This window comes from Allopontixanthobacter sp., from assembly GCF_034376665.1.
Classification (GTDB): domain Bacteria; phylum Pseudomonadota; class Alphaproteobacteria; order Sphingomonadales; family Sphingomonadaceae; genus Allopontixanthobacter.
Window position 1 is genome coordinate 1 of sequence record NZ_JAXMJI010000099.1, and the last position, 18,017, is coordinate 18,017.

Annotated in this window: 18 protein-coding genes; 11 read left to right on the forward strand and 7 right to left on the reverse strand. The window is 62.3% G+C overall.

Features of this window, described 5'->3' with window-relative positions; all coding sequences use genetic code 11:
- The 7 genes from U0988_RS10950 to U0988_RS10980 form a co-directional block, all read left to right on the forward strand.
- The coding region (locus tag U0988_RS10950; RefSeq protein ID WP_322292660.1) for a DUF2460 domain-containing protein at window positions 1-1,387 on the forward strand (1,387 nt) is incomplete at its 5' end.
- The gene (locus U0988_RS10955) at window positions 1,384-2,199 is read left to right on the forward strand and encodes a DUF2163 domain-containing protein (RefSeq protein ID WP_322292661.1); all 816 of its coding nucleotides are present in this window, start codon (window positions 1,384-1,386) and stop codon (window positions 2,197-2,199) included. The genes U0988_RS10950 and U0988_RS10955, both read left to right, overlap by 4 nt.
- 16 nt (window positions 2,200-2,215) lie before the next feature.
- Window positions 2,216-2,623 carry a peptidoglycan endopeptidase gene (locus tag U0988_RS10960; RefSeq protein ID WP_322292662.1) on the forward strand — a complete coding sequence of 136 codons (408 nt, stop codon included), beginning with the start codon at window positions 2,216-2,218 and terminating at the stop codon, window positions 2,621-2,623.
- Window positions 2,624-2,627: 4 nt separating this feature from the next.
- Complete coding sequence (locus tag U0988_RS10965; RefSeq protein WP_322292663.1) at window positions 2,628-4,817, forward strand: phage tail protein; 2,190 nt, start codon at window positions 2,628-2,630, stop codon at window positions 4,815-4,817.
- Window positions 4,818-4,895: 78 nt separating this feature from the next.
- Entirely contained in the window at window positions 4,896-5,354 is a 459-nt protein-coding gene (locus tag U0988_RS10970) for a DUF2793 domain-containing protein (protein ID WP_322292664.1), read from the forward strand.
- Window positions 5,355-5,546: 192 nt separating this feature from the next.
- Window positions 5,547-6,671, forward strand: a complete 1,125-nt coding sequence (locus U0988_RS10975; protein ID WP_322292665.1) for an OmpA family protein — start codon at window positions 5,547-5,549, stop codon at window positions 6,669-6,671.
- A gap of 101 nt (window positions 6,672-6,772) precedes the next feature.
- Window positions 6,773-7,306: a superoxide dismutase family protein gene (locus U0988_RS10980; protein WP_322292666.1), complete on the forward strand. Its 534-nt coding sequence runs from the start codon at window positions 6,773-6,775 to the stop codon at window positions 7,304-7,306.
- Here U0988_RS10980 and U0988_RS10985 read toward each other — a convergent pair.
- From U0988_RS10985 to U0988_RS11015, 7 genes are all read right to left on the reverse strand, one after another.
- Window positions 7,303-8,886 carry an MFS transporter gene (locus tag U0988_RS10985; RefSeq protein WP_322292667.1) on the reverse strand — a complete coding sequence of 528 codons (1,584 nt, stop codon included), beginning with the start codon at window positions 8,884-8,886 and terminating at the stop codon, window positions 7,303-7,305. The genes U0988_RS10980 and U0988_RS10985 overlap by 4 nt on opposite strands.
- Entirely contained in the window at window positions 8,867-9,571 is a 705-nt protein-coding gene (gene queC / locus U0988_RS10990; RefSeq protein WP_322292668.1) for a 7-cyano-7-deazaguanine synthase QueC, read from the reverse strand. The genes U0988_RS10985 and queC overlap by 20 nt, the downstream gene beginning before the upstream one ends.
- A 62-nt stretch (window positions 9,572-9,633) precedes the next feature.
- Window positions 9,634-10,071, reverse strand: a complete 438-nt coding sequence (locus tag U0988_RS10995; RefSeq protein ID WP_322292669.1) for a hypothetical protein — start codon at window positions 10,069-10,071, stop codon at window positions 9,634-9,636.
- Window positions 10,072-10,134: 63 nt separating this feature from the next.
- The gene (locus U0988_RS11000; protein ID WP_322292670.1) at window positions 10,135-11,028 is read right to left on the reverse strand and encodes an Hsp33 family molecular chaperone HslO; all 894 of its coding nucleotides are present in this window, start codon (window positions 11,026-11,028) and stop codon (window positions 10,135-10,137) included.
- 61 nt (window positions 11,029-11,089) lie between these two features.
- Window positions 11,090-12,040, reverse strand: coding sequence for an ornithine carbamoyltransferase (gene argF / locus U0988_RS11005; protein WP_322292671.1), 951 nt, complete (start codon window positions 12,038-12,040; stop codon window positions 11,090-11,092).
- The gene (locus tag U0988_RS11010) at window positions 12,018-13,208 is read right to left on the reverse strand and encodes an aspartate aminotransferase family protein (RefSeq protein ID WP_322292672.1); all 1,191 of its coding nucleotides are present in this window, start codon (window positions 13,206-13,208) and stop codon (window positions 12,018-12,020) included. The genes argF and U0988_RS11010 overlap by 23 nt, the downstream gene beginning before the upstream one ends.
- A 138-nt stretch (window positions 13,209-13,346) precedes the next feature.
- Window positions 13,347-14,144, reverse strand: a complete 798-nt coding sequence (locus U0988_RS11015) for a cold-shock protein (protein WP_322292673.1) — start codon at window positions 14,142-14,144, stop codon at window positions 13,347-13,349.
- 278 nt (window positions 14,145-14,422) lie between these two features.
- Between U0988_RS11015 and U0988_RS11020 the strand changes: the two genes are divergently transcribed.
- From U0988_RS11020 to U0988_RS11035, 4 genes are read left to right on the forward strand one after another with little or no spacing between them, the layout of a single operon-like run.
- Window positions 14,423-14,860 (forward strand): TIGR01244 family sulfur transferase, encoded by a 438-nt coding sequence (locus U0988_RS11020; protein WP_322292674.1) that lies wholly within the window; start codon window positions 14,423-14,425, stop codon window positions 14,858-14,860.
- Window positions 14,860-15,282: a hypothetical protein gene (locus tag U0988_RS11025; protein WP_322292675.1), complete on the forward strand. Its 423-nt coding sequence runs from the start codon at window positions 14,860-14,862 to the stop codon at window positions 15,280-15,282. The genes U0988_RS11020 and U0988_RS11025 overlap by 1 nt, the downstream gene beginning before the upstream one ends.
- The gene (locus U0988_RS11030; protein WP_322292676.1) at window positions 15,275-16,240 is read left to right on the forward strand and encodes a sterol desaturase family protein; all 966 of its coding nucleotides are present in this window, start codon (window positions 15,275-15,277) and stop codon (window positions 16,238-16,240) included. Before U0988_RS11025 ends, U0988_RS11030 begins: the two co-directional genes overlap by 8 nt.
- Window positions 16,241-16,264: 24 nt before the next feature.
- Complete coding sequence (locus tag U0988_RS11035) at window positions 16,265-17,851, forward strand: GMC family oxidoreductase (protein ID WP_322292677.1); 1,587 nt, start codon at window positions 16,265-16,267, stop codon at window positions 17,849-17,851.
- The last annotated feature ends 166 nt before the right edge of the window (window positions 17,852-18,017 follow it).

Consider the following 18,017-nt stretch of genomic DNA (forward strand, 5'->3'; position numbering starts at 1 on the left):
GCGCGCCTTTGATGGCCAAGCCGCCCGCACAGGTTGGGTGCCGCCATCGGCGCAGCTGTCGCCTGCCAATATCGCGGCGATGGACTGGCTGAAAGCGGTCGCGGGCAAATTCACCGGACTTCTGCAGGAGGCCCAATTGCCGGTGCGGTTCCAGATCGGGGAGCCGTGGTGGTGGGTCATGAGCGACGGCCGGCCTTGCCTCTACGACGCCTCGGCGAAGGCGGCTTTTGGCGGGAGCCCGGTCGAAATTCCGACCATGCGCGCGCCGCTGGACAGCGCGCAGACGCAGCTGCTGGATCAAGCGGGCGCGGCCCTCGCCGGGTCGACAGCGGGGCTGACGCAGGCGGTACGCGATGCATCAGCCGGCCCGGCCGAAGTGCTCCTGCTGGCGTTTACACCGACCATCCTCGCCGCCGACATGCCCGAACTGAAACGGGCGAACATGCCGCTGGGCTGGGCCGCGCCCGCATTCGACCGGCTGCAGCTGGAGGATTACGACTGGCTGACGGCCGGAGCCGACGCCTTGCGCCGGGCCGCCTATGCGCTCGTCGATCAGCGCCTCGGCTATGCGCTGGAGCAACAGGATTACCTGTCCGGTTTCGTCCTGAATGCCGAGGACGCAGAGCTGCATTGGCCCCGTATCGACGCAGGGCTCGACGAGGCCGCCCGCCGCGGCATTGCCCGGCGATTTGTCTGGGCGCTGCCGCAGATTTCCCGCGATGGCTACACCCGCCTCGCTCCGTTCGAGGAAGAAGAGATGCAATCCTTCGATGACGTTCTGTACCCGCTGGCGCTGGGGCGCGATGCGGGGGTGAGCCCGGAATTTTCCACCACCGTTGCGATTACGGCATCAGGTCACGAACGGCGCAATTCCCTGTGGTCCGACGCCCGCCTGCGGTTCGATGTCGGCCCAGGGGTTCGCTCCGACGCTGAGCTGGGGACGCTGATCGCCTTCTTCCGCGCACGGCGCGGCGCAGCGCGCGGGTTCCGGCTGCCGGATCCGTTCGATTTCAGTTCCAACGCGATGACCGGAACGCCAACGATGCTCGACCAGAAAATCGGAGTGGGTGATGGGCTGACGGGCAGTTTCCAGCTGATCAAACATTACGGCGGCGGGGACGAACCGCAGATACGCCCGATCACCCGGCCCCGTGCGGAGACAATTACCGTCAGCATCGATGGCTTGCCTGCAACCAATTGGTCGCTTGATCCGGGCGGAGTGATAATCTTCGACATCGCCCCGCCAGCCGAAGCGGTCATCCGGGCCGGGTTCCTGTTCGATGTGCCAGTTCGTTTCGCAGAGGACCGGCTGGATATCACCGGCGCCAATTTTGCCGCTGGCGAAGCGCCGTCCGTCCCGCTGATCGAAGTGCGGGAGGCTGTATGAGCCGCATTTTCTTCGCACAGGAACTGGAAGGGGTCGCGACTTTCTGGCGGATCCATCGCCGCGACGGGGTGACGCTGGGGTTTACCAGTCACAATCGCGATTTGTGGTTCGGCGGCATCTTGCACCGGGCCGCACCGGGTATGGTCCCCAGTGCCATCCGCCGCACCGCCGATCTTTCGCCGGACAGCACCGATGTCACAGGCGCTCTGGGGCATGACAGCATCAGCGCCGCCGATCTCGCTCTTGGCCGGTTCGACAACGCGCAGGTTCAGATCGGCGCGGTCGATTGGGAGACGCTGGAATTCGCCGCACTCTATAACGGCTCGATCAGGACCGTTTCGGCCGAAGGCGGCAGTTTCAGCGCTGAGCTGCGGTCCGCCAAATCCGAGCTGGAACTCGACTTCATTCCGCGCACCAGTCCGACCTGCCGGGCGCAGTTTTGCGGCAAAGGATGCACGCTCTCGCTGGCGCGCTTTGCCCATGAAGCGGCGCTTGGCGAACTTGATCTTGCCGCCAACACGGTGCGTTTCGAAGGCATCGACGCGCCCTTGTTTGCAGAAGGCGAGATACGCTGGGTCGATGGACCCCAGGCAGGGGTCCGAATGCTCGTAATCGAAGTCAAGTCGGGCGGACTGGCCCTAGATGTACCGCTCGACCCCGGGCTTGCTCCCGGCACTCGCGCGATCCTGACCGAAGGATGCGACCATACGCTCGCGGTCTGCTCAACCCGGTTCGGCAACGCCGTCAATTTTCAGGGAGAACCCTTCCTGCCGGGCAACGATCTGCTCGCCCGCTACCCCTCGCCCTCGTGAAAAAGGAGCCGGAAGGATGAAAGCGGCATCGCTTTCTGCAGCGGCCGCCCGCTTCATCGGAGCACCCTTCCGGCTGTACGGGCGAGATCCGGCTTCGGGGCTCGATTGCGTAGGGCTGGTTGCTGCCGCGCTGTCCGCCACGGGCCGGATGCCGCTGGTCCCCCATGCCTACGCCTTGCGCGTCAGCGACATCGGCAATTGCCTCGAATTCGCTTCAGCCAATGGATTCCGAGAAGCTTCGGGACCGGTTGCGCCCGACGACTTGATCCTGGTCCGCCCAGGTCCTGCGCAGTTTCACCTGCTGATTGCCGAGCACCGCCGCAGCTTTATCCACGCTCACGCGGGCTTGCGGCGCGTGGTGCGTATGCCGGGTCCGCTGGGCTGGCCGGTCGACCGTCACTGGTACCTTTCATCAAAGGATTGAGAATATGGCCACCCTGGTTCTCGGCACATTGGGCACATTGGCTGGCGGTCCGCTGGGCGGAGCGATCGGCGGCATCATCGGACGGCAAATCGACGGGAAGCTGATCGGCTCCGGTTCGAACGAAGGCCCCCGCCTCAAGGACCTCGCCGTCACCACATCCAGCTACGGCACCCCGATCCCCCGCCACTACGGCCGTATGCGAGCCGCCGGTACGATCATCTGGGCAACCGACCTGATTGAAAGCCGTGAAACCAGCGGCGGCGGGAAGAGCAGGCCTTCGACGACGACGTTCAGTTACCGCATGTCGTTTGCAGTCGCCCTGTCCAGCCGCCCGATCAACGGAGTGGGGCGAATCTGGGCGGATGGCAATCTGCTGCGCGGTGCCGCCGGTGACTTGAAGGCGGGCGGCGCGTTCCGGCTTTATACCGGCCGCGGCGACCAGCTACCGGATCCGGTGATTGCCGCCGCGGAGGGGGCGCGATGCCCTGCGTTTCGGAACTGCGCCTACTGCGTATTCGAAGATCTCGATCTGGCGGATTTCGGTAACCGGGTGCCCGCGCTAACCTTTGAAATTATCGCCGACAGCGGGGACGTTTCTCTCGCGCATCTGGTGGAGCAAATCGAAGCCCCACACAGCGCCGATGTCGCGCTGATCAACCTGGAAGGGTTCTCCTACGAAGGCGGTGCACTGGCTAGCACTCTTGCGGTGATCGATTCGCTGTACCCGTTCGTGACCAATTCAGGCGGCGAAGCGCTGAGCCTGCAATCTGCGGACTTCGTCGCGGGACAGCCGGCCATGCTGCCGCAAGCGACATCGGCTTGGGACGAGAACGACTTCGGCGGGCCGGGCGGTTGGAACCGCAGCCGGAGCGCCAGCAATCAGGAAATGCCCGAAGCGGTCCGGTATTATGACGTCGGGCGCGATTTCCAGCCTGGGATTCAGCGCGCCGACGGGCGGGCCCGTCCGGGGCGCACGCGGACTATCGAATTCCCCGGAGCAATGGCAGCGGACAATGCCCGTGCCCTGGCAAATTCCGCGTCGAGACGGGCCAATTCGCTCCGCGAAAAGATGGCCTGGCGGATTGCGGAGCTTGACCCGTCGCTTGCGCCGGGAACGTCTGTCCGCGCGCCAGGCATACCGGGCACTTGGCGGGTAGCCGGGTGGGAATGGCGCGAGAAAGGGGTCGAACTGGATCTTGTAAAGTTGCCGTCCCCTGCCGGGACAGCGCCGGTCGGCGACACCGGCAAACCGGCCGCACCGATTGATATCCTGGCCGGCCCCACGCTACTGCGCGCGTTCGAGCTGCCATGGGACGGAAGAGGATCGAGCGGGACTCCGGCAATGTTTGCCGCCGCGAGTTCGCCTGGCTCCAATTGGGCTGGCGCGGCGCTCTATCTCGAGGTGGGCGGTACGCTGCAACCCTTGCCGGGCACCGGGCGGAACCGCAGCGTCATGGGATATCTGGTGCTTCCCCTCGGGCCCTCCAAAGCTGTGCTGCTGGAAAAAAATTCCTTAATCGAGGTTGAGATCGCTGCGGGCGATCCGATTTTCGCACCTGCTACCGCCGCGGCTTTGGCGGATGGTGCCAACCGAATGCTGGTCGGGAACGAGGTGGTGCAGTTTGCCGCAGCCGAACAGGTTCAGGCCGATCGCTGGATGCTGCGCGGCCTGCTTCGCGGCCGCGGCGGAACAGAACTTGCCGCGCAGCTGGAGCATCCTGTCGGCACACCTATTACCCTGATTGACCAGAATCTGGTGCCCTTGGATGCGGCCCTTGTCCCCAACTCGGAGACCACTTCACTTGCGGCAATCGGGCGCGGCGATGATGCGCCGGTCTTTGCGCCGCTGGAAAACGCCGGTGCCACTCGGCGGCCGCTAGCGCCTGTCCACCCGAGAGCCGCCACGGCGCCGGATGGCAGCCTGCAACTGTTCTGGACCCGAAGGTCGCGAGGTGCCTGGGGATGGCCGGACGAAGTGGAGACGCCCTTGATCGAACAGGGCGAAGGATACCGGGTCGGCATCGGGCCCGTTCTCTCCCCCGGAGCTACCTGGACTGTGCAAACCCCCTCGCTGATCATTCCCCAAGCCCTGCTGGCCCAACTGACGACGGCGAATCCCGGAGCCGACATATGGGTCCGGCAGATCGGAAGCTATGCCCAATCCGACGCCTTGTTGATTGGGGTTCTCAGCTGAGATGCAGGCACGCGCCGACGGAATGGGCGTCTGAAGGCACCAAAAATTGACCCCTTATTAATCCGGAGACCAAAAAAAATGGCCGATCCCATATCCTTCACCTCTGCAACGCCGCGCTACGGCATCCCCTTCCTTTTCGCCGGTCAGGCACAGAAAGAATTCTTCGTGAACGAGGCGCACGCGCTGATCGACCTGTTACTGCATCCCGCAATCCAGAACGAATCCGACGCACCGCCAGAGAACCGGGAAGAAGGGCAATGCTGGCTGGTCGGTAGCAATCCGACGGGCGAATGGTCAGGTCATGAGGGGAAACTGGCGGGTTGGATCTCGGGATCCTGGATATTTGTGGCTCCGCAAGACGGCGTGCGGCTCGTGGACCTTTCCAGCAATCAGTTCATCTTTTTCTCGAATGGCTGGCAGAGGGCGGACACCCCGGCTATACCTTCCGGTGGTCAGATCGTCGATGCCGAAGCTCGCGAGGCAATCGGCCATTTGATCCAGTCGCTCAGGAGTGCTGGAATTTTGTCTGCATCCTGATGGGAACAAAGGTGGCACCGCTACGTTTCGGATGTCGATGGGAGTGATTTGAAGGCGAATTTAAGCAAAAACAAGGGCAAACGATGCTTTCTTGCAACAGTTTAAAACAATGTCTGCTTGCCACTTCCTGAGGGAAAAGTTAGAAAACCGCCACTCGGTGGTTTTATTCGATAATATAAGGGGAATCTCATAATGCGGAAACTCGTCATAGGAATGGCGTTGGCCTCCACGGCCCTTGCATCGCCTGCACTGGCCCGTGATGGCCAATGGTATGTGGAAGTCGGCGGCGGGCCAATGCTCGTCGAAGACATGGATTTTGACGTCGACGGCGATTCCGATCAGATTGGTGTCGATTTCGACACCGGCTACGACTTCGGCGGTCTTGTAGGCTACGACTTCGGAGCTTTCCGGCTTGAAGCAGAGGCAAGCTATCGCGAAGCCGATATTTCATCGCTTGATGTTGGTACTGCTGGCGTAGCCGATGGCCCGACTGGTAATTCAGGTTCTGGACTTTTCCCGGCAAATGGAGACATCAACGCTCTTAGCTTTATGCTGAACGGTTTGTTCGACTTCGGCGATGATGATGGCATCCAGGGATTTGTCGGCGGCGGTGTTGGTGTCGCACGCGTTGATGCGAATGCAACAATGTCTGCAAGCAGCCCGGGCGCATTCGACGATTCCGATAGCGGTTTTGCCTATCAGTTGCTTGCCGGGGTTCGCGCTCCGCTAACCGACAACTGGGACGTTGGCCTTCGTTACCGTTTCTTCACTGCACCGGATGTCGGCCTGGTGGACACGTTCGGTCGCGACCTCGATGGTCAGTACCGCTCGCACTCGATCCTGGGTACATTGACGTACAATTTCGGTGGCGAAGCGCCGCCGCCGCCGCCACCACCGGTTGCGGCACCGCCGCCACCACCTCCTCCGCCGCCGCCAGTTGTGGCAGCACCGCCGCCGCCTCCGCCGTGCAACAAGGGCCCGTACATCGTGTTCTTCGGCTGGGACAAGTCGGACATCACGCCTGAAGCGGCAACTATCCTCGACAACGCCGTTTCGGCCTACCGCAATTGCGGTACCGCTTCGGTCATGGTTGCGGGTTACACGGATACTTCCGGTCCGCCGACCTACAACGTGGGACTATCCAACCGCCGTGCTGCGGCTGTCGAATCCTACATGGTTGGTCGCGGCATCAGCGGCTCCAACATCTCGACGGAAGGCTTTGGTGAAACCAACCTGCGCGTTCCGACCGCAGACGGCGTCCGCGAATTGCAGAACCGCCGTGTTGAAGTCACTTACGGTCCCGGCTCGGGCATGTAAGCTTCGCGCAAGCGATAGAAATCGGAACAGGGGTCGGAGCAATCCGGCCCCTTTTTCGTTGTAAAATCAGAAAGCCGAAAACGTCATCAGGAGAGACTTCCATGAACCGCCCCTCCCTATTCGCGCTTGCCGCAGCCTTTCTGGCGTTACCCGCCTGTTCGACCCTAGATCAGCAGCCTGTTGAACAGCTGGCCGTTGCGAACTTGGCGCGCGCTAATGGCGCCCCGGCTGGAACGGTCGAACTGGTCGCCACCGGGAACCATCTGTCCTTGGTGGTTTCGGCCACCGGGCTTCCTCAGGGTATGCATGGGTTCCATTTGCACACCACCGGCGCCTGCACTGCTCCCGACTTCACCTCAGCCGGCGGCCATCTCAATCCGGCAAACAACAGCCACGGAACGATGAGCCCTGGCGGCAGTCACCTTGGCGATTTGCCCAACCTGGAGGTCGGCGGCAGCAATGTTACATCGACGACGATCGATTTGTCCGACACTGACCGAGCGCAAATTCTCGCCTGGCTGTTCGATGCCGACAGTACGGCGGTCGTAATCCACCGGGGCCCGGACGACTACCGGACTGACCCGGCGGGCAATGCAGGTCCGCGTATCGCCTGCGGCGTTCTCAACCGGACCTAGATACCCGGCTCACCCGCTGCCCGCGCACGCTCTATAAGGGTCCGTTCGGCGGTGGGAACCGTTCGGTAAGCCAGAATGAGGAGTGCTGTGCCAATCGGCGCAGCTACCAGCATCGAGAGCACCCCGATCGACAAGCTTCCAGTCATGGTGGAAACCTGCCCCGCCATATAGGGTCCCAAGGCCAGCCCTACCAGCGTGGTCGAGAGGAAGAAAGTTGCGGTCGCGGTACCCCGCATCCGCGGCAGAACAAGATCCTGGGTTGTTGCTGCAGCGGCCCCGAGCGCGGAGCTTCCGAACAGCGAGATGAGGAAATTCAGGAAGTAGAATAGCGCCACGTCCTGCGTCGTGAAGGCAAAGATCAGCGGCACAACCGGCGCAAGCACCCCGAACATGATCACCAGTATCCGTCCACCGGGATTGCGTTCACGCAGCCAGTCGGACACCCTCCCTCCGATGATGACGCCCAGAAAACCGCCCAAGGCACCGCCGCCTCCGATCCAGAAACCAAGGACGGACTTGGAAGCACCGAGCACGCGTTCCGCATAGGGTGCAGCCCAGAACGACACCGAATAGGATGCAAAAGCGACCATTCCGTACCCGAGAATCGTGTAGAGGAACGCGGGGCTGCCCCAGATCAGCCGGAATGCTGGATAGTCCCGCTGGCGAAGCGAATTGGCCCAGGAAAAGACGGCGTAATACCCGATGCCGATGGCACCCCATTGCTGGTAACTTCCGGTCGCAGTGCCAATCAGCCAGGCAAGCCCGGCAATCACCACCGCAGCAGCAAGATTTACCAGAAACGGCCCCTTTCCGCGCTGCAGGGCAGATATGAGCGTGAACGGAGGGACCACAGCAAACAGCTCGGTTGCAAAACCTCGGAAAGGTCGCTCGATTTTCGGTTCCGGCAGCCCCTCGATGGCCCCGCGGGCCGGCTCCCGCAAGGTGAACACCCATAGGGCGAGCAGCAGACCAGGAACACCGACCGCCATAAATGCCGCTTGCCACCCGACCAGTCCGAGCGGACCGCCGCCCGGATAGGCGTTGTTCCAGCCTTCGACAATCAGCCCCCCCAGCATCAGGGAAATGCCCGCGCCGAGATAAAGTCCGGCGGAATAGATCGCCAGCGCCGTGCCGCGCATCTTCTTGGGGAACCAGTCGGACAGCAGCGAATAGGCCGAGGGGCTGGCCGACGCTTCGCCGACCCCTACACCGATCCGCGCCGCCGCAAGTTCCAGTCCGTTACGCGCAAAGCCCGAAAAAGCGGTCATTGCGGACCACAGGGCCAGCCCGAGCGTCATCAATCGAACGCGGTGCCAGCTGTCTGCCAGACGCCCCAGCGGAATACCGAACAGCGCGTAGAAGACACCGAAGGCAGTGCCGTAAAGAAATCCGAGATCGGCATCCGTGAGGCCAAGGTCGGCCTTGATGTCGTTTGCCAGGATCGACAGGATATTACGGTCGATGAAATTGAGCATGTACACCAGCACCAGCACGCTCAGCGCATACCAGCTGTAGGCTGGTGCCTTCTCGGCGATTTTTCCGGTGGTGGCTGCGGCAGTCTCAGTGGGCTGTGTTGGCATATTCGATCCCGTCTTGGAGCGCCGCATCGGCGAAGCCTTTTTGGCGCAGGCGGCAGCTGTCACATAATCCGCATGCCTGGCCGTGTTCGGTTGGATTGTAGCAGGACCAGCTCATCCCGGGATCGAGCCCCAATCGGCTGGATTCGGCAGCTATGTCCGCTTTGCTCATATATTGCAGCGGGGCATGGATGGTCAGGACCTGCCCTTCTGCCCCGGCCTTCGTGCCAAGGCGCGCGGTCTCTGCGAAGCTGGCGATGAATTCGGGCCGGCAATCGGGATAGCCGGAATAATCCAGCGCATTGACCCCGATGAAAATATCGCTTGCTCCGAGTGTTTCCGCCCACGCAAGCGTGAGCGACAGGAACACCAGATTGCGCGCAGGCACATAGGTGACCGGAATATCCGCAACCACCCCGCCAATTGGTACGTCGATATCGTCGGTAAGCGCAGAGCCCCCGAAGACACTCAGATCCAGTGCCAATTCAACATGGCGGCTCACCCCCAGATGGGCCGCAATTCGGCGCGCCGCTTGCAGCTCGATCGAATGGCGTTGGCCGTAATTGATTGTCAGCGCGTTTATCTGGAAGCCGGCCCTCTGCGCCATAGCGGCTGTGACCATTGAATCGAGACCGCCCGAAAGCAACACTACCGCTGGCCTTGCCGGTGTTTCGTGATCCGTACCCATTGCCAGTGGGCTAGGCGGTATTGGCACCTTGGGCAATGGGCAGCAGGGCGGGTTCTACAACTTTACCGGCAATTGCCGACCCGGCGAGCCTCGGCCGCGAAATCGAACGCGCGCGAACCGGCTAGACCTGCGGACTTGATCTGCACCAGACTTGCTGTTTCCTTGCGAATGCTGGTCAGGCCGTAGCCCATCCCCGGGCAGGTATATTGCACGGTCGAGCGTGTGGCCGTGTCATCGACCACGTACTGGCCGCAGTCGCTGCCGGGATGACGCAGCTGAATCAACTCGCGCCCTGTTCGCAGGCAAATGGAGCGTGTGGGTGTACCGTCGCGGAACCGCAGTTCCCATTCGCCTGGCAGAAGTTCGCCCAGCATCGTAAGTGACGGCGCCTGCGCCGCAACCGGGGCGAGAAAAAACGCCGCCGGCAACAGAGCCAGAAAAGCCTTGGGCCAAAAGCGGTTCGGACCCTTCGCCTTCATCGAGGTAACTCCACCCTTCATCACGATCCACCTATATACCAAAACGTGAACATAGACAAAACGTTCTTCACGAACGATGAACCGTTAGGCAAGGATCGGGAATATTTTGGAACAGAAGGCGCAATCCACGCGGATCATGCCGTCACTGTCGCGCATATGGGCGCGCTCATCTTCGGGAAATCGCCCGATCACGTCCGTATAATGTTCGGCCGAACAGCGGCAACCGCGCACCAGATGCGCCCCGGGTTCAACGCGGACTTCATCCTCTTCATGGAACAGCCGCCAGACCAGCGCTTCCAGTGAAAGTTCCCGGTCGACCAATTCGTCATGGCGCGTGCTCCCGGCGAGGATCGCGACATGCTCCCACTCCGGATGATCGAGCCTGGCATGGAGGCGCTCGCGGCCTTCCTCGCCATCGGGCAGATGCTGGATCAGGAGACCCCCGGCAATGCACCCCTTTGCATCATGGCGCGCACCAACCCTGATCAGCGTCGGCAATTGTTCCGACTGCAGGAAATAGGCCTCGCAAGCCGCCGCCAAGGTCTCCCCCTCCAGCGGCACGATGCCTTGGTATCGGCCATTTTCGCCCGGCAGATCGAACGTGATCGCAAGGTATCCCTTGCCGAACAGCGCAGCGAGCGAGGGATTCGCTCCAAGTTCGCCGAACCGCTCGTGGTCGAAATCGACATAGCCGCGCAGTTCACCTGCCCGGTAATCGCACACCAGCAGCTTGACCACGCCCGCTTCGGTCTGCGCCTGCATCGTCAGCTGCCCCGCATCGTGTTTGAGCAAGCTGCCCAGCAAGGTCGCGAGCACCAGAGCTTCTGCCAGGAGATGGGTTATGGCCGGCGGATAATCATGTGCCGACAGGATTTCATCGACCACTCCGTCGATACGTACCGCCCGCCCCCGCGCGTCGCGGAACGGCAAGGTGAAATGGAGCAGGCGGTCAGAATAGGTCTCGGCAGGTTTGGTCATCGCCGGAATATGGTGGCGAGCGGCGCAAAATTAAGGGGGTAAGGCCCCGCCCATCGCTTCGTCACAATTTGCCCAGACTCCACAGCAGGATCGACTTCTGGGCATGAATCCGGTTTTCGGCCTCGTCGAACACTACCGATTGCGGGCTATCGAACACTGCCTGCGTCACTTCGTCGCCGATATGCGCGGGCAGGCAGTGGAGGAAGCGCGCAGAGGGCTTGGCACGGGCCATCAACGCCGCGTCGACCCGGTAAGGGGCCATTGCGCCGAGTTTGCTTTCGACATTTTCCTGGCCCATCGAAACCCAGGTATCGGTCATCACGATGTCCGCACCGCTGGCTGCCTCCGCCGAATCCTGCGTCAGGAGGACACGCGATCCGCCCGCCCTGGCCATGGCGACGAATTCGGGGTCCGGTTCGAAGCCCGAGGGCGTCGCCACCCGGACGTTGAATTTCATCAGTCCGGCCGCCTCGAGGACCGAGTGAAGGACATTGTTGCCGTCGCCAAACCAGGCCACCTCAAGCCCCGGTAGGGCCATGCCCTGTTCGATGATTGTCAGCAGGTCGGCCACGATCTGGCACGGGTGAGACCGGTCCGTGAGGCCGTTGATGACAGGAACCGAAGCGTAGTGGGCCATTTCCTCGATCTTGGCATGATCGTCCGTTCGCAGCATGATGACATCGGACATCCGGCTGAGGACGCGAGCCGTATCGGCGACGCTTTCGCCGCGGCCGAGCTGACTGGTGCCCGCATCCAGAGTCATCGCGCTCCCGCCCAATTGCCGCATCGCGATGTCGAAACTAGCCCTGGTACGGGTCGAGTTCTTCTCGAACACCATCGCGAGGACATGACCGGCGAGCGGTGCGTCCGGGTCCGCCTGGCCTTTGGGCCAGGCAGTGCGAGCCGCCTTGCGGTCCTGCGCGTCGTTAAGCATGGCCGCGATCACGTCGCCGCCGGCGTCACTCAGGTCGAGAAAATGGGGCACGGTTTCAGGCTGCCAACGTGACTTCATAGCTGGCCGCGCCGGCAGACAGTCTCTCGAAGAATTCGTCGATCTCCGCATCGCCGATAACCAGCGGCGGAAGCAGCCTGAGGGTGTTGTCGCCCGCCGCCACGGTCAGCAATTGGTGATTGTCCCGCAGATGGACGAAGAACGGGCGCGGCTCGACCTTCATTTTAAGGCCCAGCATCAGGCCCTTGCCCCGCACCAGTTCGAACAGATCAGGATAATTGCCGATGAACTGTTCCAGCCGCGTACGGATGCGCTCGCCCTTCTCGCGCACTTCAGCGAGGAATTCCTCGTTCGCGACCGCATCGAGGACGGCCATCCCGGCGGCCATCGCCAATGGGTTACCGCCGTAGGTCGAACCATGCGTTCCGAAGGTCATGCCGCGCGCGGCCTTCTCAGTGGCGAGGCAGGCACCCAGCGGGAATCCGCCGCCGATACCTTTGGCAGTGGCAAGAATGTCGGGGTCGATGCCGTATTGCTCATGCGCGTAGAAAGTGCCTGTCCGGGCGACCCCGCACTGCACCTCGTCCAGCACCAACATCAAATCATGCTCGTCGGCCAACGCCCGAAGGCCTTTGAGGAATTCGTCCGAAGCAGGCCGGATACCGCCCTCGCCCTGAATCGGCTCGACCAGAAAGCCGGCGGTGTTGGGGCCGATCAGCGCCTTGGCAGCCTCCAGATCGTCGAATTCGCAATATTTGAATCCGGCCAGCAGCGGCAGGAAGCCGTGGTGCATCTTTTCCTGGTTGGAGGCGCTGATGGTGGCCATTGTCCGGCCATGAAACGCATTCTTGAACGTGATCAGTTCATAGCGTTCCGGATTGCCGTTCGATTGATGATAGGCGCGCGCGGTCTTGATCGCGCATTCGACCGCTTCGGCACCCGAGTTGGTAAAGAATACCGTATCGGCAAAGGTCAGATCGACCAGGCGCTGTGCCAGTGCCTCGCCCTGCGGGCTGCCGTACATATTCGACACATGCATCAGCTTGGCTGCCTGGTTCTGGATCGCGCCGATCAGCCCTTCATGCGAGTGGCCGAGGAGATTGACCGCGATACCACTGGCGAAATCAAGATAGCGGGTCCCGTCTTCGTCGATCAGATGGCAGTGTTCGCCGCGGACCGGCCGCACACCGCAGCGGGGATAGACAGGCATGAGCGGAGCGATGGCCATGGAACGATTTCCTCGAGTTGAACTAACTGATGCTGGATTAGACGTCTGAACGACAAATGGCGACCCTTTGGGGGCCGCCATTTGCGTCGTTTATGAAGGAGCAATGATCCGGCACTGGCCGGACAGCTTGCGAAGGGGTTATTCCTGAACGGGCACAAGATTAACCGCCGAGTGCTTGCCTCGTCGGTCGACCTCGAGATCGAATTCGAACCGTTCGCCTTCGTTGATGTTCTGGAGACCCGACCGCTCGACTGCGCTGATGTGCACGAACGCATCAGGCTGTCCGTCGTCGCGAACCAGAAAGCCGAAGCCTTTCATCGCGTTGAAGAATTTGACCGTACCGGTGGCTTTTTCGCCGGTCAGTTCGCGCTGCGGAGCGCCGCCTGCCGGCCGTTCGCTGCGTTCGCTGCTGCTGCCGCCACCGCCGTCGGTAACCGGGATGATGTCGCCCACAATCTGGAGATCCTGCGCCGAAATCTTGCCGCCGCGGTCCACCAGGTTGAATTCGAGCGTCTGACCTTCTGCGAGACCGGCGAGACCGGCGCGCTCGACAGCACTGATGTGGACGAAGGCGTCTTCGCCGCCATCATCCTGCTGGATGAAGCCGAAGCCCTTTTGCGAGTTGAAAAACTTGACGGTTCCCTTGCCGGTACCGACTACCTGGGCAGGCATGCGACTGAAACCGCCGCCGCCAGCACCGGCACCTGCGCCGGCACCGCCACGTGGAGCACCGCCGCCGGGGCCGCGGCCACCGCCGCTGAACCGGTCGCCACCCCCGAAACGATCGCCGCCGCCGCCGCCGAAGCGATCACCGCCGCCATAGCTGTCGCCGCCGAAACCACCCTGAGATTCACCACCGAACGGCGAGAAGCTGTCTTCACCGAAACCATCGCGCTTATCGCGGCCCCGGCCCCGGCGCCCTTTGTCGTAACCCATAATTAAATTCGTACCTTCGTCACGCCGCCCGGTAATCACCATGCCGGAACGCGGACGGAAAGCGCACCAGGCATTTGCGGTAGAAGCAGAATCTTGTCTGAATTCCCACCAAACCGACTTCAATCATAGCGCAAATTCTATGCCTGCGCGAACATTTTAAGTAACGGCATCGGTCAGGGCCGAAAATGTGACATTTTCGCATGGTTTGACAGCCGGTGGGTTGCGCGTTTGCGCCGTCCGGCGCAGGAAAGGTTCCGTCATTGTACAGGATCCGAACCATGAGCCAGTTCCGCCGCCTTTCCGATTCGGTCATGGCCAGCCCGCAGATCACATTGGAAGATATCGAGGCCGCGCAACAACAGGGTGTGAGCCTCATCGTGTGCAATCGGCCCGACGAGGAAGACCCCGGCCAGCTATCCAGCAGCGAAATCCGGGAAGCTGCCGCTGAAAAGAATATCGAGTTTGTTCAGATACCGATTTCCGGCGGGAACTTTGGCGATGCCGAAATCGGCGAAATGGCCGATGCGCTGGAATCTGCCGAAGGTCAGGTGCTCGCCTATTGCCGCACCGGAACCCGGTCCACCCTGCTCTGGGCATTGGCCGAAGCGTCAAAGGGCACCGATCCCGATCTGCTTGCGCGTCAGGCAGCGCTGGCAGGCTATGATTTGTCGCCGGTTCGCCCGGCGATGGAACAACTGGCCGATCGGGGCGAATAGTGGGCTTTTTCGCGCAATTCCTGGCGTCGCTGGCGGCCATCCTGGTGCTGGCGTGGGTGTCCCACTGGATGGAGCTGGGCCGCGGCATCCGCATTCGGGATGCGGCGCACGCGCAAGCCCTGGCGGACGAAGTGGTCTGCGGTTTTGCGGCGGAGGAGACTGTTATCGATGAAACCGGCAAGGCCGCGCTGCTACGCGACCGGAATGGCCGGATCGTCCTGATCAAGCTTCACGGCGCGCAATTTTCCGGGCGGCTGCTCGGCCCCGGCTCGGGCGCGCTGCTCCGCAACGATGGCGGCAGACCAAAACTGGAAATAAACCCCGGCGAACGGCTTTTCGGGACCCAAATTATTGATATCGAACGGCCCGAAGATTGGGTACACTGGATCAACGCTGCCAAGGCTCCCCATCATTATGCCTGACTTCTCGCCGATTGATTTTGCCGTACCGTTTTTCGTGGCTCTGGTGCTGATCGAGATGATCTGGGCCCGCCGCCGCCGCCCCGAAAGCTACGAGCCGCGCGATACCCTGACCTCGCTCGCATTCGGCCTCGGCAGTTCGGTCGCCGGATTGCTTACCGGCGGCGCGGTACTGGCGATGTCCCTGTGGCTGTACCAGTTTCGCCTGTTCGACTTCGGCGACGAATGGTGGAGCGTGTGGTGGGCGTGGCCGCTGTGTTTCGTGCTCGACGATCTTGGCTATTACGTCTTCCACCGCTTCGCCCACCGGGTGCGCTGGTTCTGGGCGAGCCATGTGAACCACCATTCCAGCCAGCATTACAATCTGTCCACTGCCCTGCGGCAAAGCTGGACCGGCTTTTTCGCCCTGTCTTTCATCTTCCGCATTCCGCTGACGCTGCTCGGCTTCCACCCGGCGATGATCCTGTTCGTCGGGGCGTTCAACCTGATCTACCAGTTCTGGATCCATACCGAGGCGATCGGGCGGATGCCGCGCTGGTTCGAAGCGGTGATGAACACCCCCAGCCACCACCGGGTCCATCACGCCACCAACCCGCTCTATCTCGACCGGAATTACGCCGGGACTTTCATCGTCTGGGACCGGATGTTCGGCACTTTCCAGGCGGAGACGGACAGCGAGCGCATCCGCTACGGGATCGTTCGTCAATTGGGTACCTTCAACCTGCTGTGGTCGGTGTTCCACGAATGGGTCGGGATCGCGCAGGATATGTGGCGCGCGCCGTGGCGGCACAAACTGTCGTACTTGCTACGCGAACCCGGCTGGACGCATGACGGCAGCCGCGAGACGTCCGACATGATCCGGGCGCGCTGGCTCCAGAGCCGAGGTGCCGCTGCCGTCAGCGAGGCGGAAAAACCGGTCCCGAATGACAACCCGATTGCCGGACAGGAAAAGCCTGCGTAACCTCCAAAGAAAAATGGAGAGAGCATGGATCAATTCGACATCATCGTCATCGGCGGCGGCAGCGCCGGAAGCGCGGCAGCAGGGCGGCTGGCGCAAGACCCGGATCGGAAAGTCTGCCTGATCGAGGCCGGCGGCACCAACGACAATTTCCTGGTCAAGACCCCCGGCTTCATGCCGTTCCTGCTCAAGAACACCAATTACCGCTACGATACCGTCCCGCAAAAGGGGCTGAACGGCCGGGTCGGCTATCAGCCGCGCGGCAAGGGGCTCGGCGGATCGAGCGCCATCAACGCGATGATCTACATCCGGGGCAACCGGTGGGATTACGACCGCTGGGCAGACCTCGGCTGCGAGGGCTGGGCCTATGACGACGTGCTGCCCTATTTCAAAAGGTCTGAATGCAATGTCCGGGGGGCGGACGAATTCCACGGCGATGACGGGCCGCTGCACGTTTCGGACCAGCACTTCCTCAACCCCACCAGCACCGCCTTTGTCAGCAGTGCCGAGGCGCTCCAACTGCGCCGGAACGAGGATTTCAATGGCGAGCGTCAGGACGGGTTCGGCATCTATCAGGTCACCCAGAAAGACGGCGAACGCTGGTCCGCCGCGCGGGCCTATGTGGAACCGCTCAAGGAAAGCGGAAATCTGCGGATCCTGACGCGCACGCTGGTCGAAAAATTGTTGATCGAGAACGGCCGGGTGACCGGAGTAGCGATCCGGCGCGGGAAATCGCGCGAGGTCATCACCGCTCGGAAGGGTGTGATCCTGTCGGCGGGCGCATTCAACAGCCCGCAGATCCTGATGCTGTCGGGCATCGGCCCTGCCGCCCATCTGCGCGATCATGGCATCGCGGTTGCGGTCGACAGGCCGGCGGTCGGCAGCGACCTGCAGGATCACGTCGACTATGTGTCGAGCTGGGAAACCGCATCGCAGGTGCCCCTCGGCGACAGTCTCGCGGGCACGGTTCGGATGATCAAGGCGATGGTCGAACACCGCCGCAAGCGGACCGGGATCATGACCACTCCCTATGCGGAGGCGGGCGGATTCTGGCGGGTGATGCCCGATGCGCCGATCCCCGATGTGCAGTGGCATTTCGTACCTGCAATGCTGGAGGACCACGGCCGCGCAAAGGTGAAGGGGCACGGTTTTTCCCTCCACGCCTGCGTGCTGCGGCCGGAAAGCCGGGGCACCGTGCGCCTAAATGACAGCGATCCCGCTGCGCCGCCGCGGATCGATCCCAACTTCCTCGACGATGACCGGGACATCGCGGTGCTGCGCGCCGGGGTACGCCTGTCGCACCGCATCGCCGAAGCCTCGCCGCTGGCCGACTACGCGCCGCAGGACAGGCACCCGGTCAACCTCGATGACGATGCCGCGCTCGACGACATGATCCGCAGCCGCGCCGACACGGTCTATCACCCCGTCGGCACCTGCCGGATGGGCAGCGACGCGGACAGCGTGGTCGATCCCCGGCTCAAGGCCCGGGGCGTCGAGGGCCTGTGGGTGGCCGACGCCAGCATCATGCCGCGGCTCGTTTCCGGCAACACCAACGCGCCCAGCATCATGATCGGCGAGCGCTGCGGCGACTTCGTGAAGGCTGCGCTGGCATGATGCTCGGCCCATGTGTTTGCCGCTCCGGGCGCGAAACCGGTTCCCACTTTCGCTGAGCGGTAGGGGCATCATGATCGGCGAACGCTGCGGCGACTTCGTGAAGGCTGCCATCTGACGCACAAAAAAGGGGCCGGAGCGGCTGGCTCCGGCCCTTATAGGTGATGTT

Excerpts from the sequence above, each read along its gene's own strand:
- U0988_RS10970 (WP_322292664.1), top strand. The coding sequence starts at position 4,896 with ATGGCCGATCCCATATCCTTCACCTCTGCAACGCCGCGCTACGGCATC.
- U0988_RS11000 (WP_322292670.1), bottom strand. The coding sequence starts at position 11,028 with ATGACCAAACCTGCCGAGACCTATTCTGACCGCCTGCTCCATTTCACC.
- U0988_RS10980 (WP_322292666.1), top strand. The coding sequence starts at position 6,773 with ATGAACCGCCCCTCCCTATTCGCGCTTGCCGCAGCCTTTCTGGCGTTA.
- U0988_RS10965 (WP_322292663.1), top strand. The coding sequence starts at position 2,628 with ATGGCCACCCTGGTTCTCGGCACATTGGGCACATTGGCTGGCGGTCCG.
- U0988_RS10955 (WP_322292661.1), top strand. The coding sequence starts at position 1,384 with ATGAGCCGCATTTTCTTCGCACAGGAACTGGAAGGGGTCGCGACTTTC.
- U0988_RS10960 (WP_322292662.1), top strand. The coding sequence starts at position 2,216 with ATGAAAGCGGCATCGCTTTCTGCAGCGGCCGCCCGCTTCATCGGAGCA.
- U0988_RS11010 (WP_322292672.1), bottom strand. The coding sequence starts at position 13,208 with ATGGCCATCGCTCCGCTCATGCCTGTCTATCCCCGCTGCGGTGTGCGG.
- U0988_RS10985 (WP_322292667.1), bottom strand. The coding sequence starts at position 8,886 with ATGCCAACACAGCCCACTGAGACTGCCGCAGCCACCACCGGAAAAATC.
- U0988_RS11020 (WP_322292674.1), top strand. The coding sequence starts at position 14,423 with ATGAGCCAGTTCCGCCGCCTTTCCGATTCGGTCATGGCCAGCCCGCAG.
- U0988_RS11035 (WP_322292677.1), top strand. The coding sequence starts at position 16,265 with ATGGATCAATTCGACATCATCGTCATCGGCGGCGGCAGCGCCGGAAGC.
- U0988_RS11030 (WP_322292676.1), top strand. The coding sequence starts at position 15,275 with ATGCCTGACTTCTCGCCGATTGATTTTGCCGTACCGTTTTTCGTGGCT.
- U0988_RS10975 (WP_322292665.1), top strand. The coding sequence starts at position 5,547 with ATGCGGAAACTCGTCATAGGAATGGCGTTGGCCTCCACGGCCCTTGCA.
- U0988_RS11015 (WP_322292673.1), bottom strand. The coding sequence starts at position 14,144 with ATGGGTTACGACAAAGGGCGCCGGGGCCGGGGCCGCGATAAGCGCGAT.
- queC (WP_322292668.1), bottom strand. The coding sequence starts at position 9,571 with ATGGGTACGGATCACGAAACACCGGCAAGGCCAGCGGTAGTGTTGCTT.
- argF (WP_322292671.1), bottom strand. The coding sequence starts at position 12,040 with ATGAAGTCACGTTGGCAGCCTGAAACCGTGCCCCATTTTCTCGACCTG.
- U0988_RS10995 (WP_322292669.1), bottom strand. The coding sequence starts at position 10,071 with ATGAAGGGTGGAGTTACCTCGATGAAGGCGAAGGGTCCGAACCGCTTT.